This window comes from Dactylosporangium sp. NBC_01737 (assembly GCF_035963215.1).
Lineage (GTDB): Bacteria > Actinomycetota > Actinomycetes > Mycobacteriales > Micromonosporaceae > Dactylosporangium.
Genome location: NZ_CP109153.1, coordinates 7,393,807 through 7,414,848, shown reverse-complemented (window position 1 = coordinate 7,414,848; position 21,042 = coordinate 7,393,807). Strand labels below are relative to the sequence as shown.

General features: G+C 73.8%; 27 protein-coding genes and 2 pseudogenes. 7 read left to right on the top strand and 22 right to left on the bottom strand.

Features of this window, described 5'->3' with window-relative positions; genetic code table 11:
* Nucleotides 1-35: 35 nt before the first annotated feature.
* Genes OHA72_RS33745 through OHA72_RS33735 form a run of 3 tightly spaced genes read right to left on the bottom strand, consistent with a single transcriptional unit; the run spans nucleotide 36 to nucleotide 2,665 of the window.
* Complete coding sequence (locus OHA72_RS33745; protein WP_327000082.1) at nucleotides 36-1,574, bottom strand: S8/S53 family peptidase; 1,539 nt, start codon at nucleotides 1,572-1,574, stop codon at nucleotides 36-38.
* Nucleotides 1,575-1,607: 33 nt separating this feature from the next.
* Nucleotides 1,608-2,069: a hypothetical protein gene (locus OHA72_RS33740; protein WP_327000081.1), complete on the bottom strand. Its 462-nt coding sequence runs from the start codon at nucleotides 2,067-2,069 to the stop codon at nucleotides 1,608-1,610.
* Nucleotides 2,066-2,665, bottom strand: coding sequence for an RNA polymerase sigma factor (locus OHA72_RS33735; protein WP_327000080.1), 600 nt, complete (start codon nucleotides 2,663-2,665; stop codon nucleotides 2,066-2,068). The genes OHA72_RS33740 and OHA72_RS33735 overlap by 4 nt, the downstream gene beginning before the upstream one ends.
* Nucleotides 2,666-2,787: 122 nt before the next feature.
* Between OHA72_RS33735 and OHA72_RS33730 the strand changes: the two genes are divergently transcribed.
* Nucleotides 2,788-3,387 (top strand): hypothetical protein, encoded by a 600-nt coding sequence (locus tag OHA72_RS33730; protein ID WP_327000079.1) that lies wholly within the window; start codon nucleotides 2,788-2,790, stop codon nucleotides 3,385-3,387.
* Nucleotides 3,388-3,402: 15 nt separating this feature from the next.
* Here the strand turns inward: OHA72_RS33730 and OHA72_RS33725 are convergent, their stop codons facing one another.
* The gene (locus OHA72_RS33725) at nucleotides 3,403-3,900 is read right to left on the bottom strand and encodes a pyridoxamine 5'-phosphate oxidase family protein (protein WP_327000078.1); all 498 of its coding nucleotides are present in this window, start codon (nucleotides 3,898-3,900) and stop codon (nucleotides 3,403-3,405) included.
* 9 nt (nucleotides 3,901-3,909) lie between these two features.
* Nucleotides 3,910-4,314 carry a MerR family transcriptional regulator gene (locus OHA72_RS33720; RefSeq protein WP_327000077.1) on the bottom strand — a complete coding sequence of 135 codons (405 nt, stop codon included), beginning with the start codon at nucleotides 4,312-4,314 and terminating at the stop codon, nucleotides 3,910-3,912.
* A gap of 77 nt (nucleotides 4,315-4,391) precedes the next feature.
* Here OHA72_RS33720 and OHA72_RS33715 point away from each other — a divergent pair, with 77 nt between their 5' ends.
* On the top strand, nucleotides 4,392-5,441 hold the full coding sequence (locus OHA72_RS33715) for an aldo/keto reductase (RefSeq protein ID WP_327000076.1): 1,050 nt from the start codon (nucleotides 4,392-4,394) through the stop codon (nucleotides 5,439-5,441).
* Nucleotides 5,442-5,462: 21 nt separating this feature from the next.
* On the top strand, nucleotides 5,463-6,149 hold the full coding sequence (locus OHA72_RS33710; RefSeq protein ID WP_327000075.1) for a hypothetical protein: 687 nt from the start codon (nucleotides 5,463-5,465) through the stop codon (nucleotides 6,147-6,149).
* A 6-nt stretch (nucleotides 6,150-6,155) separates the two neighbouring features.
* Here OHA72_RS33710 and OHA72_RS33705 read toward each other — a convergent pair whose 3' ends face one another.
* The 4 genes and pseudogenes from OHA72_RS33705 to OHA72_RS64985 all read right to left on the bottom strand — a co-directional run.
* A complete protein-coding gene (locus tag OHA72_RS33705; RefSeq protein WP_327000074.1) occupies nucleotides 6,156-6,284 on the bottom strand; it encodes a hypothetical protein in 129 nt (42 codons plus the stop codon).
* A gap of 76 nt (nucleotides 6,285-6,360) precedes the next feature.
* Nucleotides 6,361-7,425, bottom strand: coding sequence for an alpha/beta fold hydrolase (locus OHA72_RS33700; RefSeq protein WP_327000073.1), 1,065 nt, complete (start codon nucleotides 7,423-7,425; stop codon nucleotides 6,361-6,363).
* Nucleotides 7,425-7,769 (bottom strand): annotated as a pseudogene (locus OHA72_RS64990) (BTAD domain-containing putative transcriptional regulator); the annotation flags it as partial. The gene OHA72_RS33700 and the pseudogene OHA72_RS64990, both read right to left, overlap by 1 nt.
* A gap of 19 nt (nucleotides 7,770-7,788) precedes the next feature.
* Nucleotides 7,789-8,211, bottom strand: a pseudogene (locus OHA72_RS64985) (AfsR/SARP family transcriptional regulator); the annotation flags it as partial.
* Between the two features lie 35 nt (nucleotides 8,212-8,246).
* Between OHA72_RS64985 and OHA72_RS33690 the strand changes: the two are divergent.
* The gene (locus tag OHA72_RS33690) at nucleotides 8,247-9,635 is read left to right on the top strand and encodes an FAD-binding oxidoreductase (protein WP_327000071.1); all 1,389 of its coding nucleotides are present in this window, start codon (nucleotides 8,247-8,249) and stop codon (nucleotides 9,633-9,635) included.
* Nucleotides 9,632-10,582 (top strand): NmrA family NAD(P)-binding protein, encoded by a 951-nt coding sequence (locus OHA72_RS33685; protein ID WP_327000070.1) that lies wholly within the window; start codon nucleotides 9,632-9,634, stop codon nucleotides 10,580-10,582. Before OHA72_RS33690 ends, OHA72_RS33685 begins: the two co-directional genes overlap by 4 nt.
* Here OHA72_RS33685 and OHA72_RS33680 read toward each other — a convergent pair.
* The 11 genes from OHA72_RS33680 to OHA72_RS33630 all read right to left on the bottom strand — a co-directional run bounded on the left by OHA72_RS33680 (nucleotide 10,523) and on the right by OHA72_RS33630 (nucleotide 17,324).
* Nucleotides 10,523-10,825, bottom strand: a complete 303-nt coding sequence (locus OHA72_RS33680) for a gas vesicle protein K (RefSeq protein ID WP_327000069.1) — start codon at nucleotides 10,823-10,825, stop codon at nucleotides 10,523-10,525. The genes OHA72_RS33685 and OHA72_RS33680 overlap by 60 nt on opposite strands.
* A complete protein-coding gene (locus tag OHA72_RS33675; RefSeq protein ID WP_327000068.1) occupies nucleotides 10,822-11,043 on the bottom strand; it encodes a gas vesicle protein in 222 nt (73 codons plus the stop codon). The genes OHA72_RS33680 and OHA72_RS33675 overlap by 4 nt, the downstream gene beginning before the upstream one ends.
* Nucleotides 11,040-11,909: a GvpL/GvpF family gas vesicle protein gene (locus tag OHA72_RS33670; RefSeq protein WP_327000067.1), complete on the bottom strand. Its 870-nt coding sequence runs from the start codon at nucleotides 11,907-11,909 to the stop codon at nucleotides 11,040-11,042. Before OHA72_RS33670 ends, OHA72_RS33675 begins: the two co-directional genes overlap by 4 nt.
* Entirely contained in the window at nucleotides 11,902-12,210 is a 309-nt protein-coding gene (gene gvpJ / locus OHA72_RS33665; RefSeq protein WP_327000066.1) for a gas vesicle protein GvpJ, read from the bottom strand. Before gvpJ (OHA72_RS33665) ends, OHA72_RS33670 begins: the two co-directional genes overlap by 8 nt.
* A gap of 1 nt (nucleotide 12,211) precedes the next feature.
* Nucleotides 12,212-12,568 (bottom strand): gas vesicle protein GvpO, encoded by a 357-nt coding sequence (gvpO, locus tag OHA72_RS33660; RefSeq protein WP_327000065.1) that lies wholly within the window; start codon nucleotides 12,566-12,568, stop codon nucleotides 12,212-12,214.
* 1 nt (nucleotide 12,569) lies between these two features.
* Nucleotides 12,570-12,809 (bottom strand): gas vesicle protein GvpG, encoded by a 240-nt coding sequence (locus tag OHA72_RS33655; RefSeq protein WP_327000064.1) that lies wholly within the window; start codon nucleotides 12,807-12,809, stop codon nucleotides 12,570-12,572.
* A 2-nt stretch (nucleotides 12,810-12,811) separates the two neighbouring features.
* Nucleotides 12,812-13,573: a GvpL/GvpF family gas vesicle protein gene (locus OHA72_RS33650; protein WP_327000063.1), complete on the bottom strand. Its 762-nt coding sequence runs from the start codon at nucleotides 13,571-13,573 to the stop codon at nucleotides 12,812-12,814.
* A 1-nt stretch (nucleotide 13,574) separates the two neighbouring features.
* Nucleotides 13,575-13,985: a gas vesicle protein GvpJ gene (gene gvpJ, locus OHA72_RS33645; RefSeq protein ID WP_327000062.1), complete on the bottom strand. Its 411-nt coding sequence runs from the start codon at nucleotides 13,983-13,985 to the stop codon at nucleotides 13,575-13,577.
* Between the two features lie 19 nt (nucleotides 13,986-14,004).
* On the bottom strand, nucleotides 14,005-15,156 hold the full coding sequence (locus OHA72_RS33640; protein ID WP_327000061.1) for an SRPBCC family protein: 1,152 nt from the start codon (nucleotides 15,154-15,156) through the stop codon (nucleotides 14,005-14,007).
* 5 nt (nucleotides 15,157-15,161) lie between these two features.
* Nucleotides 15,162-15,854, bottom strand: coding sequence for a hypothetical protein (locus tag OHA72_RS33635; RefSeq protein ID WP_327000060.1), 693 nt, complete (start codon nucleotides 15,852-15,854; stop codon nucleotides 15,162-15,164).
* 237 nt (nucleotides 15,855-16,091) lie between these two features.
* Complete coding sequence (locus OHA72_RS33630) at nucleotides 16,092-17,324, bottom strand: hypothetical protein (RefSeq protein ID WP_327000059.1); 1,233 nt, start codon at nucleotides 17,322-17,324, stop codon at nucleotides 16,092-16,094.
* A gap of 61 nt (nucleotides 17,325-17,385) precedes the next feature.
* Here OHA72_RS33630 and OHA72_RS33625 point away from each other — a divergent pair, with 61 nt between their 5' ends.
* Complete coding sequence (locus tag OHA72_RS33625; protein ID WP_327000058.1) at nucleotides 17,386-18,297, top strand: NAD-dependent epimerase/dehydratase family protein; 912 nt, start codon at nucleotides 17,386-17,388, stop codon at nucleotides 18,295-18,297.
* Nucleotides 18,298-18,302: 5 nt separating this feature from the next.
* Here OHA72_RS33625 and OHA72_RS33620 read toward each other — a convergent pair whose 3' ends face one another.
* The gene (locus tag OHA72_RS33620) at nucleotides 18,303-19,037 is read right to left on the bottom strand and encodes an SDR family oxidoreductase (RefSeq protein WP_327000057.1); all 735 of its coding nucleotides are present in this window, start codon (nucleotides 19,035-19,037) and stop codon (nucleotides 18,303-18,305) included.
* Nucleotides 19,038-19,117: 80 nt separating this feature from the next.
* Here OHA72_RS33620 and OHA72_RS33615 point away from each other — a divergent pair, with 80 nt between their 5' ends.
* Nucleotides 19,118-19,966, top strand: coding sequence for a LysR family transcriptional regulator (locus OHA72_RS33615; RefSeq protein ID WP_327000056.1), 849 nt, complete (start codon nucleotides 19,118-19,120; stop codon nucleotides 19,964-19,966).
* A gap of 309 nt (nucleotides 19,967-20,275) precedes the next feature.
* On the opposite strand, the gene OHA72_RS33610 is transcribed toward OHA72_RS33615, so the two are convergent.
* Nucleotides 20,276-21,037, bottom strand: a complete 762-nt coding sequence (locus OHA72_RS33610; protein WP_327000055.1) for a class I SAM-dependent methyltransferase — start codon at nucleotides 21,035-21,037, stop codon at nucleotides 20,276-20,278.
* Nucleotides 21,038-21,042: the final 5 nt, after the last annotated feature.

Here is a 21,042-nt window from a genome sequence, read left to right as displayed (position 1 = left end):
GAGGGGGCCGCTGCACTCGACCCGCCCCGCGAAGGTCACCGCGCGATGACCTGCCGGACCGCCTCCCGGCGCAGCTCGGTCTGCGTGAGGTCCAGCGCGCCGAGCGCGGCGAGCCGCCGGGCGATCTTGCCGGCGACCACGGGCGTGGCGAACGACGTGCCCGACGCGATCGCGAACCCGCTGCTGAAGTCGTCCGGGTCGACGCTGGCGCGGTCCCTGTCGGCCAGGACGTCCCTGGTCCGTGCGATCGCCTGCAGGCTGAACTGGAAGTCCTCCGGCATGGTGCTGACCAGCGCCGCGCCGGCCTCCCAGGCGGTGACCCACGTGCCGGTGTTGCTGAACATGGCCACCGTGGCGCCGTCCGGGTTGAGCGCACCGACGCTCACCACCGGCGCGACGTTCCACGTGTACTTGCCCTCCTCGGCGAGCGCCGCCGGGTAGCTCTCCCGGGCGGTGCAGTCGTTGCCGGCCGACATGACCACCACGACGCCGAGCTGGGTCAGCGCCTGCAGCGACGTGTACAGGGCGGCGGTGTCGGCGACGTCGGCCGGTTCCTCGTGATAATGGCCCATCGACACCGACACGACGTCGACCGGGTCGCCGGCCTGGACCATGGCGGTGATCTGGTCGATCGCGGCGACCAGGTTGCTCTGCGGGATCGTGCCGTCGGGCTCGATCACCGGGATCGCGATGATGTCCGCGTCGGGGCACACCTGCCGCACCAGCCCGCAGATGAACGTGCCGTGCCCGGCGAGCGGGTCGCGCAGCCCGTCCAGCGGCCGGTTCACGGCGCCCAGGTATTCCCGCGACGGGACGGCGGCGCTCGGGGGCCACTTCTGCAGCGGCGTGAACCGCACCTTGGTCAGCCACGGATGGTCGCCGCAGCCTGTGTCGATCACGGCGACGACGGGCGCGCACCGGGTCGGCGGCTCCGCCTCCGGGACGGCCGCGCCCATCTCCGGCAGCTCCATGACCAGTGCGATCGGCCGCGGGCCGCTGTACGCGAGGTCGGCGTACGGTGAGGCGCCGTACGGGTGCGGTGAGTCGTACGGATGCGGCGAGTCGTACGGGGCCGGACGGTACGGCTGGATCGACATCAGGTGGTCCAGCTCGACGCCGGGCAGCATCGGGTACCCGGGAGCGTCCGGTCCCAGGTCGAGGCCGGCGAGCCGCCGGGCCCGCTGCAGCACCGTCCACGCGTCGACGGTGACCGCGTCGCCGCCACGCTCCGGCACCAGCCGCACCGTGAAGCAGGTGACGGGGCCGTCCTGGTCGTCGACGGCGATGTCGAGGCCGGCGTTGCACGCGGCGGCGCTGATCCAGCCGACGACGGCGGCGCGCCACTGCTCCCGCGGCCGGTTCCAGTTCTTCGGTGGCTCGGCCGTGACCAGCAGCCGGTCGGCGAGGTACACGGTCGGGCGGATGCGCTGCCCTTCGAACAGTTTCGCGGTGGCCGGGTCGAGCAGCCGGGCACCGTACCGCGACAGGATCTCCGGGCCCGGCATGACCGGGTCGAAGTCGTGACCGCGCTCTGGTTCGCCGCGCTCCGGTTCGTCGGGTGGGGGCGTCGTCATGTGTGGTCTCCAGACTCGTGACTTCTGACTCGGTCAGATCGCAATGGCCGGTGTCGCCACCGGATGGTCGAGGTGGACCGCGGCGCCCGCCGTCGGCTCGACCGTGAAGTGCACGAGACCGCCGGACACGTCGGCGAACGCGAACCGGCCGTCCTCGTCGGCGGTCTCCTCCAGCACGCCGTCGGCGCCGTGCAGGTGCACCCGCAGCGCCGCCGACGGGCTGATCCAGCCGTCGATGCGGCGGCGCCGCCGGCCCCGGTCCCCGGACACCGAGATGGTCAGTGCCAGCGACTGCGACTCGAAGATGATCGTGTCGGTGAGCTCCGTGCCCCGCGCCCCGGCCCCGGACAGCGCCGTCTGGATCGCCATCACCTCGACGTCCAGCCGCTCCAGGCTCAGCCGGAACAGCACCCGCTCGGTCAGGTCCCCGGGGCACGGGTCGGCGGTCTCCCACATGGTCCGCATCGCGGCCAGCAGCGGCTCGTCGGGAGTCATCGGTCGCTCCATTCCGGATCGCCGTCGAGACTGCGGCGCAGCTTCTCCAGGCACCTGCCCCGGGTCGGACCGATCGCGCCGACCGGCATGTCCATCTCCGCGGACAGCGTCGCGTAGTCCGGCCGCTCGGCGAACGCGATCACCCGCAGCAGCCGCCGGCAGCGCTCCGGCAGCTGCGCCACGTGCCGCCAGAGCTGTGCGACGCTGCTGTGCCCGACGACCTCGACGGCCGGGTCCGGGGCCGGGTCGATCCCGTCGTCGACCGCCGACAGGTCCGCCGGCCACTCCCGCCGCCCGCGCCGGGACACCCGCCACGCCTCGCGCCGGGCGACCGTGGTGATCCACCGGCCCACGGCGTGCGGCTCGCGGACCGTGTCCGCCTTGCCCATGAGGGCCAGCCAGGTCGACTGGACGATGTCCTCCGCCTCCGGCCGGCTCACCCCGTACGCCCGCACGATCTGCCAGAGCACGGGCGTGAGCAACCGCACCAGCCGGTTCAACGCGTCGTTGTCGCCGTCGTCCCGCCACTCGGCGAACGCCTGGGCCACCGCGTCCCAGATCGCATCGTCACCGCCGGCGGGCGGAGCCCCCCACACAGGGGCGTCACCTTGCATCACGCAGATAGGTGTACGGCGACCGCCCGCCTGATACATCACTTTGCAAAAAAATCATCGACCCGACCGGGGTAACCTGACCGCACGCACGCCAGGGAGGCACGATGACCGTCACCGCCGACGACCTGGACGCGGCACTCGCCGCGCTGGCCACCACGCTGGCGCCGGCCACGGGCCGGGACTGGTCGATCCGCGCGGGCTCCCTCGAATGGGACTGCTGGCACACCGCCGAACACGCCGGCGACGTCCTGCTGTCCTACGCCGCCCAGCTGGTCGCCCGGCCGGCGACCCGATACGTACGCTTCCTGGCCAGCGCCGACACCGCCGCCACCGCCGCCGAGGTCCTGGAGTTCGCCGTCGCCGGCGGCGGCATCCTCGCCGCCGCGGTCCGCGCCGCACCCGCGCACGTCCGCGCCTACCACCCCACCGGGATGGCCGACCCCGAAGGCTTCGCCGCCATGGGGTGCGTCGAGGCACTCGTCCACGGCCACGACATCGCCCGAGGCCTCGACCTGACGCTCACCCCGCCCGCCGACGTCTGCGCGCGGGTCCTCGCCCGGCTGTTCCCGGACACCCCTGCCCTGCCCGGCGACCCGGACCCGTGGACCGCGCTGCTGTGGGCCACCGGTCGCCTCGACCTGCCCGGCCACCCGCGCCCGGAGCGCTGGCGCTGGCAGGGTGCTCCACCCGGCGAGCGCGACTGAGCCCTCACGAGCGGCTCAGTGTTTCTGGACGACGCGCTCCGGTTGGCCGGGGTTCCAGATGGTGATCTCGAGCTGGGTGCCGCCCAGGAGCGCGATCGAGGAGGCGCCGGTCAGGTCGGCGGCGTACAGGTGGTCGAAGGGCAACTTGTCGCGCAGGTCCATGCCGGACTCGGCGAACAGCGCCTCGGCGAAGCGGCGGTGGACGGCCTCGTCGCGGACGTCGGTGACCACGCCCCACAGCTTGGCGTCGCCCTCGGCGAGGTAGGTGTCGACCGTGGCGGTGTGCAGGCAGAAGCGCGGGTCGCGGGCCAGGTCACGGAACTTGGCGGTGTCCGGCATGCCCATGATCCACAGCTGGTCCTCGAAGATCCTGGGCTCCATCGGGCTGATGCGCGGGAAGCCGTCGGCGCGGATCGTGGCGAGCATGCAGAGGTTGCCGGTCGCGGCGTGGCGGCGCGCGAAGACGGCCGCGATGTTCGGTGCGAGCTCGGTGAGCTCCTTCCACGTCGTCATGGGCCAACGCTACGACGTGCCGACGCTCTGCGGGCGGTCGTCCAGGATGTCCTCGTACACGCCGACCTTGTAGTTGATCAGGTCGAGGCACTTGCGCAGCTGGTCCATCTGGTCGAGGACCCGCTGCCGGTGCTCGCGCAGCAGGTCGAGCCGCTCGGTCTCGTTGCCCTCGCCGGCGCGGACGAGCTCGGTGTACCGGCGGATCTGCGGCAACGGCATCGCGGAGCCGCGCAGGATCACGCAGACGGTGAGCCAGTCGACGTCGTCCTCGTGGTAGACGCGCCGGCCGGCCGCGTCGCGCGAGACGGGTGCGGCGAGGAGCCCCTCACGCTCGTAGAAGCGCAGCGCGTGCACGCTCAGGCCGGTGCGTTCGGCGACCTCACCGATGCTCAACCGTCGCTCGATGTCGGACATGCCGCACATCGTACGGGTTGACCTAGAGTCGGCTCTAGCTCCTAGGGTGCCACGGGAGACCTTCCGGAAGGAGCAGCATGCGGTACCGCACCCTCGGGCGCACCGGCATCCAGGTGAGCACCCACTGCCTCGGCACGATGATGTTCGGCGCCGTCGGCAACCCCGACCACGACGACTGCGGGCGCATCATCCATGCCGCGCTCGACCACGGCGTCAACTTCGTCGACACGGCCGACATGTACTCCGCGGGCGAGTCCGAGCAGATCGTCGGCAAGGCGCTGCGCGGGCGCCGCGACGACGTGGTGCTCGCCACGAAGGTGCACTTCCCGATGGGCGAGGGGCCCAACCGGGGCGGCAACTCGCGGCGCTGGATCGTGCGCGAGATCGAGGACAGCCTGCGGCGGCTGCAGACCGACTGGATCGACCTGTACCAGGTGCACCGCCCCGACGCGGGCACCGACGTCGAGGAGACGCTGTCCGTGCTCACCGACCTGGAGCAACAGGGCAAGATCCGCGCGTTCGGCTGCTCGACGTTCCCCGCCGAGCAGATCGTCGAGGCGCACCACGTGGCGGAGCGGCGCGCCCTGCACCGGTTCCGCACGGAGCAGCCGCCGTACTCGCTGCTGGCCCGCGGCATCGAGAAGGACCTGCTGCCGGTCGCCGAACGCTACGGCATGGGCGTGCTGACCTGGAGCCCCCTGGCATCGGGGTTCCTCACCGGCCGCTACCGCAAGGGCCGGCCGGTGGACCTGTCGACCGGCCGCGCCGCGCTCACCCCGGCCCGGTTCGACCCGGCTCTGCCGGAGAACGTGCGCAAGCTCGACGTGGTCGAGCAGCTCGTCGAGCTCGCCGCCGACCTCGGCTGCACGCTGCCGGAGCTGGCGCTGGCGTTCCCGGTCGTCCACCCGGCGGTCACCTCGGTCATCATCGGGCCGCGCACCATGGAGCAGCTCGACGCCGCGCTGAAGGGCGCCACCCTCGCGCTGGACGACGCCGCCCTCGACCGGATCGACGGGATCGTGCCGCCGGGCACCGACCTGTACCGTGCCGATGGCTCCTGGCGCCCGCCGTCGCTGACCGACGCGACCCTGCGCCGCCGACGCCCGGCAGACCGCGCCGCCGCCTGACCCGTTCTCTACAGTGACCCGATGGTCACCACCGCCACATGGCTCGCGAAGGTTGGCTGCGAAGGCGGCCCGCTGCGCGTCTGCGACGTCTCGGCGTTCGCGGCAAGCGTCCTGACAGTGCCGGTGCTGGTGCTCGCCCTGACCGGGTGCTCGTCGGACGACGCCTCACCGCCCGCCGGCACGTCCACCGGCGGCGCGACGGGTGCGGCAACGGCCGCGGCCGCTACGACGGCGGCGGGCCCCGCCGCGCAGGCGGCCAGGTTCGACGGGTCCACATTGGACAAAGGCGTCTGCGCGGTGGTCACCGCCGCGGACACCACGGCGCTGCAGATGAGCGTGAAGGGCCCGGCGACCGCCGGCCAGAACCAGGTGGCCGCGGACCAGCCCGTCGTCTACTACTGCCGCTGGGCCTACAACGACGAGGTCCGCTTCGCCGCGTACCCGTCGGCCGAGGTCACCAAGAGGATCATGAGCCAGACCAGAAGGGGCGAGGAGATCGTCACAGACCTCGTCCCCGGCGCGGACGAGGCCTACTACCGAGGCGGCACCGGCGACCAGGTGAAGGCGATCCTGACGGTCAGAGCCGGCAAGCTCAGCCTCGGCGTCAGCCTCAACGAGACCGTGGCCAAGCTCTCCCCCGCCGACGCGAAGAACGCCGCCATCGGCCTCGCGACCCTCGCCCTCGCCCGCTGCCCCAACGTCAGGTGACGGCGCTCAGCCCGCCGGTTGCTGCTCGTCGGCGGCGGCGCTGGCGAGCAGGGCGACGGTGAGCAGGGCCAGGCAGACCCGCCAGACCGGGACGGTGCGCAACGCCATGGCTCCCCCGTTCGTCGCCTTGATCATGTCATTGCCGCCGTCCCGCAGCGGCGGCTTGACGTGCCGCCCGGACCCCGTCCATGACCGTTCCGGCGTTCGCGCCTCACGGCGTGGTATGCGTCGATGCGGCCGGCGCCGGCGGCGCGGTGAGGAAGTCGATGGCGTGGCGCAGCAGGTCCCCCGAGTCGGTGAACCACAGCGCGTCGGTGCCGGGCGTGGTCTGCAGGCGGGCGTCCGGCAGGTTGGTGGCCAGGTAGGTGGCGTGGCCGGCATCGACGTTGAGGCAGCTGCGGCGGTGCAGCACCAGCGTCGGCGCGGTCACGGCGGACAGGCGGTGCCGCAGGTCGGTGCCGGTGGCGACGGCGCGGATCGCGGTGGCGACGGCGGGGCTGGCGGCGCGCCGGCCGATACGGTTCCACCACTGGCGGAACTCGTCGTCGGCGGCGCGGCTCGGGGCGGCCTGCACGACGGAGTCCACGGCCTGCGCCGGGTCGGCGGGCGCGACGGTGTCACGGATCAGCGTCTCGGTCGTGCCAGGGTCCAGGCCGAAGGGATAGCCGGCGCCGCGGGTGTACCGCGCGAAGCACTGCGCCAGCACCAGCGACCGCACGCGGTCGGGGTGGCGGGCGGCGAACTCCAGCGCGATGAGGCCGGTGTCGAAGTTGGCGAAGAGGTCGGCCCTGCCGATCGCGAGGGCGTCCAGGACACGGCGCACGTCGTCGACCCACTGCTCCAGCGGCGGCCGGCCCGGATCGAGGGGGTCGGACAGCCCGATCCCGCGCCGGTCGAGACACACGACGGCAGCGTGCTCGGCGAGGGCCGCCAGCCCCGTGCGGGCGTGCGAGCCGTCGAGAAGGCCGTCGATGGTGAGCATCGCCGGATTGAGCACCACCAGATCGGCGCCACGGTCGGACAGCCGGGTGTACGCGGTCGAACCGTCCCCGCCGGTCGCATAGCGCACGGTCGCGGCGGGCCCCGGGACGGCGGCGGGTGCGGGCGGCGCAGGGGCGGGCGGCGGGGATGAACGCAGCACGTCGGCTTGGGCGTCGCGCAGCGCCGGGGACGGGTCGAGGCCGACCTCGACGAGCGCGGCAGGGCCGCGGCCACCGCCCGCAGCGCCTCGGTCTGCCGGCCGGCCCGGTGCAGGGCACGCACGTAGTGCACCCACATCGGCTCGTCGAGCGGGTCGGCCGTGGTGAGCTGCTCCAGCTCCCCCAGTGCCGAGCCGGGGTCACCGCCGGCCGCGACGCAGCCGAGGTGCTCCTGCACGAGCAGCCGCCGCTCCTGCCGCCAGCCCTGCCGCAGCGCCGCCGCCGCGACCGTGTCCGGCAGCTCCGGCTCGCCCCGCCACAGCGCGCGGGCGGCGGCGAGGACCGCGGCGGCGCCGTCGGGGCGCCCGTCGGCAAGCAGGAGCCGGGCCCGGGCCCGCGCCGCCGCGACGGCGCCGACATCGGTGTGTGGGCGCGAGCGCCAGCCGGTACCCGTCCCGGCCGACCCGCTCGACGTCAGCACCCGGTCCGGCGGCGGCCTGCAGCGCGGCGCGGATGCGGGACAGGTGGGCGCGCAGCGTCTTGACGGCCGAGGGCGGCGGGTCGTCCCACAGCAGCCGGGCCAGCTCGTCGAGGGCGACCGCGGCCGGCGCGCGCACGGTCAGGATGCTCAGCAGCTCGCGCGCCTTGCGCTCCAGCCGGGGCGACGAGCCGCCCGGGACATGGACGCCGGCCGTGCCGAGGACCCGCACGATCACGCTGCCAGCATAGGGGGTGTCTCGTGGGTCAGCACGGCCTGCGACGGGCTCAGGCGCCGCCTGGCCGCATCCCGGAAGGGCCTGGATACAACAACCGCTATCCGGGCCCTCCCGGGCCACACCCAGACGACGCCTGGACTCCGCCTCGGCTCGCACTGACCCACGAGACACCCCTATGACCACATCCGGACCACATCCACACCGCATCCGTCCCCGGCGGGGCGCTGCCTAGCTTCGAGCGCATGACGAAGCACGACATCCGGCGCGGGAGCACGGACCTGGAGCGCCGGTTCGGTGGCGCCCTGTTCCGGCCCGGCGAAGCAGGCTATGACGAACACCGGCTCGGCTGGCATCGGACGTTCGAGTCCCACCCGGCGATCATCGCCGCCGCCGCGAGCGCGGACGACGTGCGGGCCGCGGTGCTCGCCGCCCGCGAGCGGGACCTGACGCTCGCGGTCCAGGCGACCGGCCACGGTGCCGTCGTCCCCGCCGACGGCGCGCTGCTGCTCAAGACGACCGCACTGACCGGCGTCGAGATCGACCCGCACCGCCGGGTCGCCCGCGTCGGCCCGGGCGCGGTGTGGGCGGACGTGAACCGGGCCGCCGCCCGGTACGGCCTCGCAGGGCTCGCGGGCCGCTGCAGCACGGTCGGCGTGACCGGGTACACCCTGGGCGGCGGGCAGTCGTGGCTGTCGAGGACCTTCGGGTTCGCCGCCGACAGCGTCGTGAGCGCCGACGTGGTCACCGCGGACGGCGTGGCGCTGACGGCGACCGCGCGGCAGCACCCCGACCTGTTCTGGGCGCTGCGCGGCGGCGGCGGCAACTTCGGTGTCGTCACGTCGCTGGAGTTCCGGCTCCGGCAGGTGCCGCACGTGTACTCCGGCATGTCGTTCTACCCCCTCGACCGCGCCTTCGACACGCTCGCCGCCTACCGGGAGTGGGCCCTCGGGGAGCCCGAGGCGATGAACACGGCGGTCCTGCTGCTCCGCCTGCCGCCGTCGCCGCTGATCCCCGAGCCGCTGCGCGGCCGGCGGGTCCTGGCGATCCGGGCGTTCCACCACGGCGACGACGGCGGCCGGTTCCTCGCCCCGCTCCTGGAGGCAGCCGGTCCGCCGCTGGTCGACGCGTTCGGGATGCGCCCGTTCCCGGCCGCGAGCGACGCCACGAACGGCCCGGACGCGCCGCCGATGGCGAACCGGCAGGAGATCGAGCTGTTCCGCGCGCTGCCCGACGACGTGCTGCACGCGATCGTCGAGGCCGGCGCCGCCGACTCGCCGCTCGCGTTCGTCGAGGTGCGGCACTGGGGCGGTGCGATGGCCGCCCCGGGCCCGGACGCCGGCCCCGCCGGGCACCGCGACGTGCCGTTCTCGGTCATGGCCGTGGCCCCGTACCTGTCGCCCGACCGTACCGCCGCCGACGCGACCCTCGACCGGCTGCTCGGCCGGCTGCGGCCGCACGCGACCGGCGGCTCCTTCCTCACGCTGCTGACGGACCACACGAAGACCCGTACCGCGTTCACCGCCGGCAACTACGCCCGCCTGGCCGCCGTCAAACGCGCCTGGGACCCGGCCAACGTCTTCCACCTCGGTCACAACATCCCACCGGCACCCGATCGAAAGGCAACGCCATGACCCGCATCCTTGTCACCGGCGCCACCGGTACCGTCGGCGCGACCGTCGTGCAGGCACTGCAGGCCCGCGGCGCGGACGTGCGAGCCTTCGTCCGCGACCCCGCCGCCGCGGCGGCGAAACTCGGCGACGTCGACCTCGCGCCGGGCGACTTCGACGATCCCGCGTCGCTGCGGCGCGCCCTGGCCGGGGTCGGCCGCGTGTACCTCAGCGCCGCCGACGGCCCGCGCAAGGTCGCGCACGAGACCGCGGTGATCGACGCCGCCGCCGGCGCGGGCGTCGAGCTGATCGTGAAGCTCTCCTCGATGCACGCCGACCCGGCCTCGGCGCTGCCCGCCTTCCGCTGGCACGGCGAGGTCGAGGCGCACCTGCGGCGCTCGGACGTCCCGGCGGTCCTGCTGCGGCCCGCGTTCTTCATGACCAACCTGCTCATGGTCGCGGGCGGCGTCGCGCACACCGGCCTGCTGCACGCGCCGACGGCCGGCCGCCGCATCGCGATGATCGACATCCGCGACGTCGCCGAGGTCGCCGCCGCCGTCCTCCTCGCCGAGGGGCACGCCGGGCGGACGTACGACCTCACGGGCCCGTCGGCGATCACGTTCGCGGACGTGGCGGCGGCGCTCGCCGGGGCGACCGGTCACCCGGTGCGCTCCGTCGACCTGACCGAGGAGCAGGCCCGCCCGCGCTTCGAGGGGGCCGGCCTGCCGGACTGGCTCGCCACCCACCTGGCCGGCGTCTTCGGCGTCATCCGCGCCGGCGGCTTCGAACACGCCACCGGCGAGGTTCTGCGGATCACCGGCCGACCGGCCCGCGACATCACCGGCTTCGCCCACGACTTCGCCGCTGCCTTCGCACCTCCGGCGGTCCCGGCCGGGACGGCACGGACAGGTTCAGCGGCGGGGCAGCAGCGGCCCGAGCGGTCCGAGGTCGATGTTGAGGTCCTCGGGTGACACGCCGAAGTGCTCGCACAGGTCGGCCATCTGCTCCTCGAGCGCCATCAGCGTGGTCCCGATCCGTTCGATCTGCTCGTCGGTGAGGTCACCGACCTCCACCCTGCGCAGCGCCTGGCGCTCCATCAGCTGGCGCAGCAGCTCGACGACCGTGAGCACCAGGCCGGCGAAGCCGCGCTCGACCTTGTCAGGGTCGACCTCGATCCGCTGCCGTGGCCGGCGCGCCGGCGGCGGGCCGGTCACGCCGCCACCCCCGCGCTCCGGTCCTCGTCGAGGGTGCCCACCGAGGACACCAGGGCGCGCAGGGAGATGGTCACCAGGTCGACATCGGCGATCGACAGCGTCACCTCGCCGGTGATGACGACCCCGGTCGCGAGCACCCGGTCGAGCAGGTCGACCAGCGCCAGCCGGTCGGGGGCGACCGCCACGGACGACGACGCCGGCACAATGCCCTGTGTCATGGCGGGGGCTCCTCGTCGGCGGCGACGAACGAGTACGGCGGCCACGGCCCGGTCAGCTGCAGGTGCAGCGCGGGGAACCGGTTCACCAGCGCCGCGAAGGCGGCGGTGAACGGCTCCGCGTCGGCCGTGCCGACCAGGTACGCGCCGTTGAGCACCATCGGGTCCGGCCGTCCGGAGAGGCGGCGGTCCTGCGGCGGATGCCGGCGGGCCTGTTCGGCGTGGCCGGCGAGCGCCGCGTGCACCTCCTCGGCGCCGTCCAGTGCGGCCTGCCGGTGCCGGTGCGCGGCGTCGAGCTCGGTGCGCCGGCGGCGCAGGTAGGCCGCGCCGGGGCCGGTGCCGGTCCCGCTGCCGGTGACGGTCCCGCCAGGGGCCGGCCCCGCCACGGGCTTTGACGCCGTCCCCGTCGCCGCCACCGTCACTGGCGCCGGCGAAGGCACCGGTGACGGTGACGGTGACGGTGACACGTCGACGGCGAACGCCTTGACGCCCCACTCGTCGCGGCCCGAAACCCGGTCAAGCACTGCGGTGAAGTCGCCGCGCCGCTCGCTCAGCACGGCCTGCACGCGCGAGTCGTCCCGGTACACGGTGCCCAGCTGCGCCGGGACGGCGCCTCTGAGGCGGCTGGCGGCGTCGACGACCGCGTGGTGCGCCCGTGCCACCGACTCCAGCCACGCCAGGTCCTCGAGGTTACGCCGCATCGGCTCCGCGCCGAACTCGTCCAGGTCCACGGAGCACACGACGGCGACCAGCCCGGCGGCCTCGACGGTGCGCACCGGCCTGCCGCCCACGCCGGCGAGCCCGGCGACTCCGGCCGGAGGCAGGTCGCGGGTCACGGCGTGCAGCCAGACGCCGAGCGGGTCAGCCATGCTCGCCGGCCTCCAGCTCGTCGCGCTCGGCGGCGCGGGAGCCGCGCGGCAGCGGGGGCCGCGCGGACGACGACAGCCACGGGTCGTGCTCCCACCAGTCGATGCCCATCTGCCGGGCCGTGTCGACGGACGCGACCACCAGCCGCAGCTTGAGCGTGAGCAGCTCGATGTCGAGCAGGCTCACCCGGATGTCGCCGACGATCACGATGCCGCGGTCGAGCACCCGTTCGAGGATGTCGCCGAGGTTCGCCGGTTCGTGGCCGGCGCTCTGGGCGAGTGGGGACTGCCGTGTGATGCTCATGTCACGTCACCTCGCTGCCGTCGGCCCGGCCGCGCGGGTACCGGCGGACCCGGCGCAGCGACACCAGCGACCCGTCCGGTCGCAGGCCGACCCGGTAGAGGCCCAGCATGTCGCCGGACGACGGGATGCGGCGGTCCTCGACGACCTCCGCCTCGACCGCCCAGCCGTCGTCGGCCGGTTCCAGGGACGTGACCCCGTCCGGCTGCCTGCCGGTGAGCTCCGCGACGCGCCGCATCGCGGTCCTGGCGATGTGGGCCGGTGCCAGCGGTTCCCGCGCCCGGTCGTGCAGGCGTTCGTACGCCTCGTCGTCATAGGACCGGTCGCCTTCCGCGCCCCGCGCTCGTCGTACCGCCGGCACCTCAACCACCTCCGCTCGGCGAGCGGAACAGCCGGTCGAGCAGCTCCTGCTCCTCGCGGTCGGCGTCCTGCTCGCTGATCCGGCCGGCGACGCGGGCGTCCTGCAGGTCCTCGAGGCGGCGCCGGATCACGCCTGGGTCGTACAGCTGATGCTCGGCCTGCTCGCGGATCACGTCACCGAGCCAGAAGACCACGCGGACCGGCGCGAGCGGCAGGGTCAGGATTCCGCTGAGCAGACCCACGGCTACCCCTCCGGCCTGAGATCGGTGACGAAGTCGTACGGCGCCTGGGGGCCCAGCAGCCGGATCGTGACCCGGCCGTCCCACTTCCGGGCCAGGTCCTCCAGCGCCCGCACCAGCCGCCGCTCCTGGGCGGTCTCCGCCAGGAGGGCGACGTTGGCCGCGTCGAGCTCGTGCGCCGGCTCGCGCACGTCCATCGCGACGCTGTGCGGCTCGCACACCGCAACCATCGTGCGGACGTCCGCCTGCCGCTTCGCCTCGATCCCGCGGGTGATGAGCTCACCGAGCCGGACGCGCTCGGCACGGGTCGCGTCCGGCGAGGTGCCCCGGATCGCCGCGCGCAGGCGCCCGGCCTCCGGCTGCTCCTCGAGGATCTCGCCGAGCACGGCCGCTTCGACGTAGCGACTCTTCACGATGTACTGCGCCTTGCCGTCCATCTCCCGCAACGCGGCCAGCAGCTCGTCGTGGTTGGGCGCGAGCAGCTCGTCGACGACCGCGTCCGTGCCGGTCACGACCGCGCCGAACCGGATCGGCAGCACCGGCACCTCGGTCACCGTGGCGTCCAGGAGCCGCTGATGGGCCAGCAGATCCTGCGGCCGGCCGAGCGGGCGGCCGACGTCGATCTCGCTCACCATCGCGGCGATGTCGCGGTGGCGCACCAGTTGCACCGTCCCGGGCGGATCGCCGACGCCACGGGCGTCGGGGTCCACGTCAACGTCGCCCGGCACGATGCCGAACAGGTAGGTCCCGGCGGACGCGGTGGGCATCTCACTCCACCTCCTCGTCCCGGTGCCGGCGACGCGGGACCCGTTCGGGTTCCCTGCGGTCGCCCACCAGGTCCTGCACCTTGTCCCCGGCGGCCTCCAGCGCACCCTGGACCGCGCCCTTCGACTTGTGCTTGGCGCCGCCCTGCGCCATGTCGCCGACGAGCTCCGGCAGGCCCGCCTTGTCCTGCGCGATGTCCAGCCGGTTCACCGCCTCCGCGAACCTCAGGTACGTGTCGACGCTCGCCACGACGATCCGCGCGTCGATCGTCAGCAGTTCGATGCCGACCAGCGAGATCCGCACGTACGCGTCGATCACCAGCCCCTTGTCGAGGATCGTGTCGACGACGTCGGCGAGCGAACTCGACGACGGGCGGTCGACGGCGCCGCCTGCCTGCTGCACAGCGGTGGTCATGGCCTACCTCCTCGCCTTGTTACGCGTCCTCGCGGGCCCGCCGCGCGGGCCGGCTCGTGCGTTGCGTTGTCTGCCGCGGTCGTGCGGCCTGCCGCCGCTGGCGCTGCGGCGCCTCGTCGTCGCGTTCCGCCTCGTCGTCGCGTTCCGCCTCTGCGTCGGGCTCCGCCTCTGCGTCGGACTCCGGCTCCGCGTCGGGCTCCGGCTCCGGTTCGTCCGCCTTCTCCGACGCATCCTGCGGTTGCTGCGTGGCACGCCCGGACGCTTCGCCTCCGGCGTCCTCGCCACCGCCTTGCTCCTGGTCCTGCTCCCGCTCCTGTTCCTCCGCAAGGGCCGTGTCGTGATCCTTGACGACCTCGCCGTCGCGGATCTCGCCGCGCCAGCCCTCGACGTCGTCCGGCTTCAGGATCGTGCGGGTCATGACGTGGCGGCGGAAATGCTTGATCTCCAGCCGGGCCCGGCGTCCCTGCGCCCGCCACAGGTTGCCGGTCTGCTCGAACAGCCCCTGCGGGTGGTACTCCAGGACGACCAGGATCCGGGTCAGGTCGGGCGCCAGCTCGTGGAACGTCACCGCTCCATCGACGCGGCCCTTCTGCCCCTTGGACCGCCACACGATGCAGGTGTCCGGGACCTGCTGGACGATTTTGGCCTCCCAGCTGCGGTGCGACCAGAAGACCCGCGCCTTCCACTCGCTCTTCTCGTCGCCCTCGCGTTTGACGTTCTCGACCTTCTTCGTGAAGCTGGGGAAGTCCTCGAACTGCGTCCACTGGTTGTAGGCGACCCGGATCGGGACACCCACGTCCACGGTCTCCACGATGTTGGTGACCTTGCGGTTGAAGTTTTTGTCCGCGCCCTTGCCATCCTTGCCGCCCTTGCCGAACAACCCCTTCACCTTCTCCTTGACGCCGGCGAAGCCGCCGCTGGCCATCGCCGAGGCCGGCGACCCGCCCTCGGCCATCTTCTTCGCGCCGGTCACCGCCGCCATGAGGCTCGGGTTGCCGGAGCCGTCGGCGTACTGCGTCAGCCGCTGCGTCACCGAGCCGACCTTGTCCTGCAGCGAGGTCGACACCCGCTCGCCGGCTGCCTTCACCAGGCCGCCGAACCCCTCGCGGATCAGCTGGGCGAGCTGCCCTCCGATGCCTGCGGCGGCACGGTCCTGCGCTCCCGCGGTCATGGTGGCTACCTCCCCCGCCGATGCACGGGCGAGCGCGAGCCGGCATCCGGACGGGACCGGCCCACGCCTGACAGCTCCGCGGGCTCCTCCTCCGGCTCGTCGTACTCCTCGTCGTCCGCCTCGTCGTCCGCTGCCGCATCGGGGTCCAGGTCGTCACGCTCAAGGTCGTCGGGCTCCACGTCGTCCCGCTCGGCGGCCGGTCGCCGCCGCTGCGCCGGTGGCTCCTCCTCGTACTGCTCCTCGCGCTCCTCCCGCGCCGCGCGGGGCCGGCGCCGGGGCCGCTCCTGCGGCCGCCCGTCGTCCGGGCGCTTGTCGTCGCGCCGCGTGGCCGGGGACCTGCGCCCTCGCCCGTCGTCCTCGTCGGGCTGCTCGTCCGGTTCCTGCCGTCCGCCGCCGGGACGGCGCAACCCCTCGGCCCGGTCGCGGAGCTTGCCGGTGACCGAGTCGATCTGGCCGGTGACGGCCGCCCTGGCCGCCTCCTTGCCCGCCGCCACCAGTGGAGCGCCGAGTCCGGCGAGGCCGCCCATATCGGGCGCCGAGGTAAGGGCCTTCACGCCGCGCTGCAGGATGTCACCCGGCCCGCTGATCCGGCCGGCCGCGGCTGCTGCCGCCAGCAGGAGCCCCCAGCGCAACTTGTGCTGCCGTCCCAGGAAGTAACCGATCCCGGCGGCGGCGATGACCTGTGTTCTGCAATTCATGATTCCTCGCTTCCGCCGCAAATACCGTGCCCAGGCACCCGTCCGGCGGTCGAACAGCACTCTCGCCGGTGGAGCCGTGGACCGTCTCGCGCATCCGCGGCAGGACAGAACGTTCTCGGGATTGGCTGGCCTACCCGGCGCACCGGCCACGAAACGGATCTCCAGCGGAAGCCGCCTCACTATTTCGGCAGGGTTCTGCGGCAGGCTCGTCCCGCCGGCCGCCCGGTCGGACGCCGATCAGCCCGGCCGGTGAGCGCGGCGGCGGCGCAGGAGCGCGGGCAACCAGGGCACCGTACCGACGAACACCAGCACCGACAGCAGGGGCAGCCGCCACCACCACGAGATGCCCGCGGGGGGCGGCGACGGTGTCGCGGCGACCCACGGACGGGCGGTCTTCGACCAGGCCAGGAACGCGTCGCCGACCGGCAGCAGCCCGAACGCATACCGCCTGGTCCACGGCGTGTCCAGCGGAAGGCCGGCCAACTCGCCGTAGTTCGCCAGGGCCGCGGAGAGCGGGGCGTCGTGGTTGACCTGGGCGGCGCCGATGGTGACCACGGTCGCCGACAGGCTCACGCCGAGCGGCAGCGGACCCGAGTCGACGTCCGCCGGGCCGTCCACGCCGTCGGGGTACTCCCGCACGGCCGGCCCGAGCCCGAGCGGCCGCACCACGAACTGGTCACGGAAGCGCAGGTACTGCTCCCGGGCGAACGCCGGGTCGATGTCGCCGAGGAACCGCTGGATGACGCTCTGCGAGGTACCCCTGGCCACCTCGGCGGGCTCGCCGGTCGCGGGGTCGACCCGGTGCGGCAGCAGCCCCGTGCGTGGGTCGAGCCGCTGGCGTACGCCACTGAGCCACCGCTGCACGGTCCCGGTGAACGCGGGCGGCAGCAGGGTGTCGTGCAGCCGCAGCGACGCCATCGCGACCGTCGAGTCCACCGGCCACGCCTGACCCGGGTACGCCGTCAGATACGGCGACGCCGACGCGTCGAACGCCCGGCCGAGCGCGGCGGAGCCGGCGGCGAACCGGTCCAGCTCGCCGCGATCGCGCTGCCCGGCCGGTTGCAGGCTGAGCACCCCGCCGAGCAGCCAGTTGCTCCAGCCCTGGTAGAACACCCCGAACGGCGGCGACAGTCCTTCGCTGAACGGCGCCCGGCCCTGCGGCGAGTCCAGCTGCCGCCACGCCAAGCGCGCCTCCCGCACCGCCGTGGCCCGCTCACCGGCCGGGCCGCGCAGGCCGAGTTCCACCCAGGTCAGGCCGTACAGCGCGTGCAGGAAGAAATACCCCTCCGGATACAGCCCCTGCGCGTCCTGCCCGGCCCCGTCGTCCAGCGCCGCCCGCAGGAACGCCAACTGCCGCCGGACCCCGATCGGCTCGCCCGTGACACCGGCCGTGGCGGGCACGACCAGGCGAATCATGCCCGTGAGCGCGCAGAGACTGACGAAAACCGCGGCCAGCCGGCGCAGACGCATCCGCCGATCCTAAACGAACCGTGGCTTGACAAAGAGGCGCTTCCACAGTGGACGATGCACCGTGCGGATTCTTGTGGTGGGTGGCAGTGGTCTGATCGGGGCGCACGTCGCGGACGTGTTGCGGGAGCGGGGGCATGCGGTGACCGCGACCGCGCGGACCGCGCAGCCGGGCATCGACGAACTGCTCGACCTGGGCAAGGCCGAGGTCGACGGGCTGCGGAAGCTGCTCGCCGGGCATGACGGCGTGGTGTACGCCGCCCGCACGGACGAGCAGCGGGCGCTGCGCAAGCCGATCTATCCGGTGTTCCGCGACGACCTGGTCGAGCCGGTGGCGCGGTTGTTCTCCGCGGCGCGCCTGGAAGGGCTGACGCGCGGGGTCGTCATGGGGTCGTACTACACGTACTACGACCGGCTGCACCCGCAGTGGCGGCTGACGCAGCGGCACACGTACATCCGCTGCAGGGTCGAGCAGGCCCAGGAGGCGCGGGCGGCGGCCGGAGCGGGGCTGCCGGTCGCGGTGCTGGAGCTGCCGTTCGTGTTCGGGCGGGCCGGTGACCGGTTGCCGAACTGGTCGGGGCCGCTGGAGCGGTGGGCGAGGTCGCGCTCGCCGCTGCTCGCGCCGGTCGGCGGGTCGGCCGCGGTGTCGGCGCGCAGCGTCGCCGTGGTCGCCGCCGACGCCCTGGAGCAGGCCAGCGGCGAGGACATCCCGGTCGCCGACGAGAACCTGACGTGGGACGAGATGATGGCGCGCATCGTGGCGGCGGTCGGGCGGACCCGCCGGGTACGCCGGATGCCTGCCGCCGCGGTGCGCGCCTCGACCCGGCTCGGCGGTGCGTTGCAGGCCCTGGGTCGCAAGGAGTCGGGCGTCAACCCGAGCCATGTGGCGGACCTGCTGCTCGCCGAGCTGTTCATCTCACCGACGACCGGCCGTCTCCTCGGCACCGCGGTCGAGGAGACCTTCGCGGGAGGCTGAAAGGCCTACCAGGGCACCACGCCGGCGTCCTCGAAGAACGAGCCGGTCGGGCCGTCGTCGGGCAGGGTCGCGAGCCGGATCGCCACGGCCGCGCCCTGCTCCGGGGTGCGGTAGCCGCGGAAGCCGTTGAGGTCGGTCGCGACGTAACCGGGGCAGGCCGCGTTGATCAGGATGTTCGTGCCGCGCAGCTCCCTGGCGTACTGGACGGTGACGGCGTTGAGGAACGTCTTGGACGGCGAGTACGCGACGGATATCGGGCCGACCGTGCCCTCCGAGGCCGACGGGTCCGTCTGCCGGGCGAGGGACCCGACGCCGCTGGACATGTTCACGATCCGCGGCGACGGGGCGCGGCGCAGCAGCGGCAGCATCGCGTTGGTGACCCGCACGACGCCGAAGACGTTGGTCTCCACCGCGGTGCGCATGGTGTCGATGCCGACGGTGGTCGGCGACTGCGGCATGCCGCCGGTCACGCCGGCGTTGTTGACGAGCGCGTCGAGGCGCCCGGCGTACTGCTCGATCTGCTGGGCGGCGGCGCTGACGCTCGCGTCGTCGGTGACGTCGAGCGGCACCCCGAACGCGTCGACGCCGGCGGCGCGCAGCTTCTCCACGGCCGCCTCCCGGCGCTGCTCGTCACGGGCGCCGACGCCGACGCTCCAGCCGAGGGCGCCCAGGCCGGCCGCGATCTCGTACCCGATCCCCTTGTTCGCGCCGGTCACCAGCGCGATCTTCGATTCGCTCATGCCCCGATCCTGTCCGCGGCCCTGAGCTGGACCAACACCGTCTGGGTGGCCGGCGATACCCACCGGGTATCGTTGCTGGCATGGAGACGCGTGAGCTGCGGTACTTCGTCGCGGTCGCCGAGGAGCTGCACTTCGGGCGGGCCGCCCAACGGCTCGGCATCGCGCAGCCGCCGTTGTCGCGGGCGATCCGGCAGCTGGAGCGGCGGCTCGGGGTGGACCTGCTGACGCGCACCAGCCGCTCCGTGACGCTCACGGAGGCCGGGTCGGTGCTGCTGCGGGAGGGTCGCGCCGCCCTCGACGCGGTCGACGCCGCCGGCCGCCGGACCCGCCGCGCCGCCCTCGCCGCCACCGGCGAGCCCGGCCTGGTCCTGGTCACCAAGGCCGGCGCGTCCAGCGAACTGCTGGCGAAGCTGCTCGACGCGTACGCCGCCGAGCCCGGCGCCGTCACCGTCGACGTCGTCCTGTGCGGGATCGCCGAGCAGGAGCGCCTGCTGCGCGACGGCCGGGCCGACGTGGCGCTGCTGCACCGGCCGTTCGACTCGACGTCCGGGTTCGACACCGAGGAGCTGTCCACGGAGGGCCAGGTGGCGGTCCTGCCGACCGGCCACCCGCTCACCACCCGGACCAGCCTGCTGACCGCCGACGTCACCGGGCTGGCCGACCTGCCGCTGCCCCGCTGGCCCTGCCGCGACGGCACGTACCCCGACGGCCCCGGCCCGCAGGTCCGCGACAACGTGCAGCTGTTCCAGCTGATCGCGCTGCGCCGCGCCACGGCGATCCTGCCCGACTCCTGCCGCACCCACCTGCGCCGCGACCTCACCGCCGTGCCCGTCCTGGACGCCCCACCGGTGACGACGGTGATCGCCTGGCCACCGCACAGCCGCTCCCGCGCCCTCGCCGGCCTGGTCAGCGCCGCCACCCGCCTGTAGCGGCGTCAGCATCCACCCGCCTGGAGCGCCGCCTGGAGTGGCGTCAGCCGTCGCCGATGTGCACCCGCGCGATCCGCGGACCGATCCCCATGCGCAGGCCTCGGCTCGACGCCGACAGCCGGATGCCCGGCGCCAGCCGGATGCCGAATCCCATCTGGTCCTCCACCGCCCGCGGCCGGCGCGCCCCGGCACTCGACCGGTAGCGAACCACACGCCTGGCGCCCGGCGGCCACGAACCCGGCAGCACTGCCCGGACAGCCGGATCAAGGCAACCGAACCTCGCCGTGCGCGCGCCGACAGGAGGAGCGGTCAGCGGGTCGCGGTGATCAGGACCGAGTGCTTGCGGATGTGGTAGCTGCCTGCGGCGTCGATCCGGGACTGGATGAGGGTGCGGGCGGCGGCGCGTTGCTGTGGGGTGAGGGGTTCGTCGGCCATGCTGTCGACGTACGCGACGATCGGCTCGGCGGCGGGGACGTCGAGGTCGCACGGGTAGCGTTCGACGGTGACGCCGGAGAAGCAGCGGGCGACGTAGGCGGGGCCGGTCTCGGCGGTGAAGTCGTTGTTGGTGGCGCCGAACGTGAGGCCGGGGCGGCCGATGGCGGGTCCGATGGTGCCGAGCTCGCGGAGGTGGTCGGTGCCGTTGGTGGCGACCGCGAGCCGGCCGCCGCGGCGCAGCACCCGGGCGAACTCGCGCAGCGCCGCGGACGGGTCGTCGAGGTGGTAGAGCATGTGGTTGGCGATCACCGTGTCGAAGGTGGCGTCGGGGAACGGCAGGGCGGTGGCGTCGCAGCGCACGACGCGGGCGCCGGGGACGGTGCGCAGTTGCGCGCACATGGCGGGCGAGAAGTCGGTCAGGGTGAGGTCGAGGCCGGCGTGGTCGACGTGGGTCCACAGCACGCCGGTGCCGGCGCCGGCCTCCAGGACGTGGCCGGCGGCGGGGAGGCGCCCGGCCAGCCACGAGAACCAGTCCTGCGGGTTGGTGCCGTAGCCGTGCAGTGCGATGCGGGCGGTGAGGTTGGCCGTGGTGGTCGTGTACTGGCTGACCGCGTGGGCGCGGAAGCGTGCCGGCATCGCGG

What these genes read in the sequence shown, in the direction of transcription:
- OHA72_RS33745 (WP_327000082.1), bottom strand. Translation starts at nt 1,574, where the DNA reads ATGACGACGCCCCCACCCGACGAACCGGAGCGCGGCGAACCAGAGCGC.
- OHA72_RS33740 (WP_327000081.1), bottom strand. Translation starts at nt 2,069, where the DNA reads ATGACTCCCGACGAGCCGCTGCTGGCCGCGATGCGGACCATGTGGGAG.
- OHA72_RS33730 (WP_327000079.1), top strand. Translation starts at nt 2,788, where the DNA reads ATGACCGTCACCGCCGACGACCTGGACGCGGCACTCGCCGCGCTGGCC.
- OHA72_RS33725 (WP_327000078.1), bottom strand. Translation starts at nt 3,900, where the DNA reads ATGACGACGTGGAAGGAGCTCACCGAGCTCGCACCGAACATCGCGGCC.
- OHA72_RS33720 (WP_327000077.1), bottom strand. Translation starts at nt 4,314, where the DNA reads ATGTCCGACATCGAGCGACGGTTGAGCATCGGTGAGGTCGCCGAACGC.
- OHA72_RS33715 (WP_327000076.1), top strand. Translation starts at nt 4,392, where the DNA reads ATGCGGTACCGCACCCTCGGGCGCACCGGCATCCAGGTGAGCACCCAC.
- OHA72_RS33710 (WP_327000075.1), top strand. Translation starts at nt 5,463, where the DNA reads ATGGTCACCACCGCCACATGGCTCGCGAAGGTTGGCTGCGAAGGCGGC.
- OHA72_RS33705 (WP_327000074.1), bottom strand. Translation starts at nt 6,284, where the DNA reads ATGATCAAGGCGACGAACGGGGGAGCCATGGCGTTGCGCACCGTCCCG.
- OHA72_RS33690 (WP_327000071.1), top strand. Translation starts at nt 8,247, where the DNA reads ATGACGAAGCACGACATCCGGCGCGGGAGCACGGACCTGGAGCGCCGG.
- OHA72_RS33685 (WP_327000070.1), top strand. Translation starts at nt 9,632, where the DNA reads ATGACCCGCATCCTTGTCACCGGCGCCACCGGTACCGTCGGCGCGACC.
- OHA72_RS33675 (WP_327000068.1), bottom strand. Translation starts at nt 11,043, where the DNA reads ATGACACAGGGCATTGTGCCGGCGTCGTCGTCCGTGGCGGTCGCCCCC.
- OHA72_RS33670 (WP_327000067.1), bottom strand. Translation starts at nt 11,909, where the DNA reads ATGGCTGACCCGCTCGGCGTCTGGCTGCACGCCGTGACCCGCGACCTG.
- gvpJ (WP_327000066.1), bottom strand. Translation starts at nt 12,210, where the DNA reads ATGAGCATCACACGGCAGTCCCCACTCGCCCAGAGCGCCGGCCACGAA.
- OHA72_RS33650 (WP_327000063.1), bottom strand. Translation starts at nt 13,573, where the DNA reads ATGCCCACCGCGTCCGCCGGGACCTACCTGTTCGGCATCGTGCCGGGC.
- gvpJ (WP_327000062.1), bottom strand. Translation starts at nt 13,985, where the DNA reads ATGACCACCGCTGTGCAGCAGGCAGGCGGCGCCGTCGACCGCCCGTCG.
- OHA72_RS33640 (WP_327000061.1), bottom strand. Translation starts at nt 15,156, where the DNA reads ATGACCGCGGGAGCGCAGGACCGTGCCGCCGCAGGCATCGGAGGGCAG.
- OHA72_RS33635 (WP_327000060.1), bottom strand. Translation starts at nt 15,854, where the DNA reads ATGAATTGCAGAACACAGGTCATCGCCGCCGCCGGGATCGGTTACTTC.
- OHA72_RS33630 (WP_327000059.1), bottom strand. Translation starts at nt 17,324, where the DNA reads ATGCGTCTGCGCCGGCTGGCCGCGGTTTTCGTCAGTCTCTGCGCGCTC.
- OHA72_RS33620 (WP_327000057.1), bottom strand. Translation starts at nt 19,037, where the DNA reads ATGAGCGAATCGAAGATCGCGCTGGTGACCGGCGCGAACAAGGGGATC.
- OHA72_RS33615 (WP_327000056.1), top strand. Translation starts at nt 19,118, where the DNA reads ATGGAGACGCGTGAGCTGCGGTACTTCGTCGCGGTCGCCGAGGAGCTG.
- OHA72_RS33610 (WP_327000055.1), bottom strand. Translation starts at nt 21,037, where the DNA reads ATGCCGGCACGCTTCCGCGCCCACGCGGTCAGCCAGTACACGACCACC.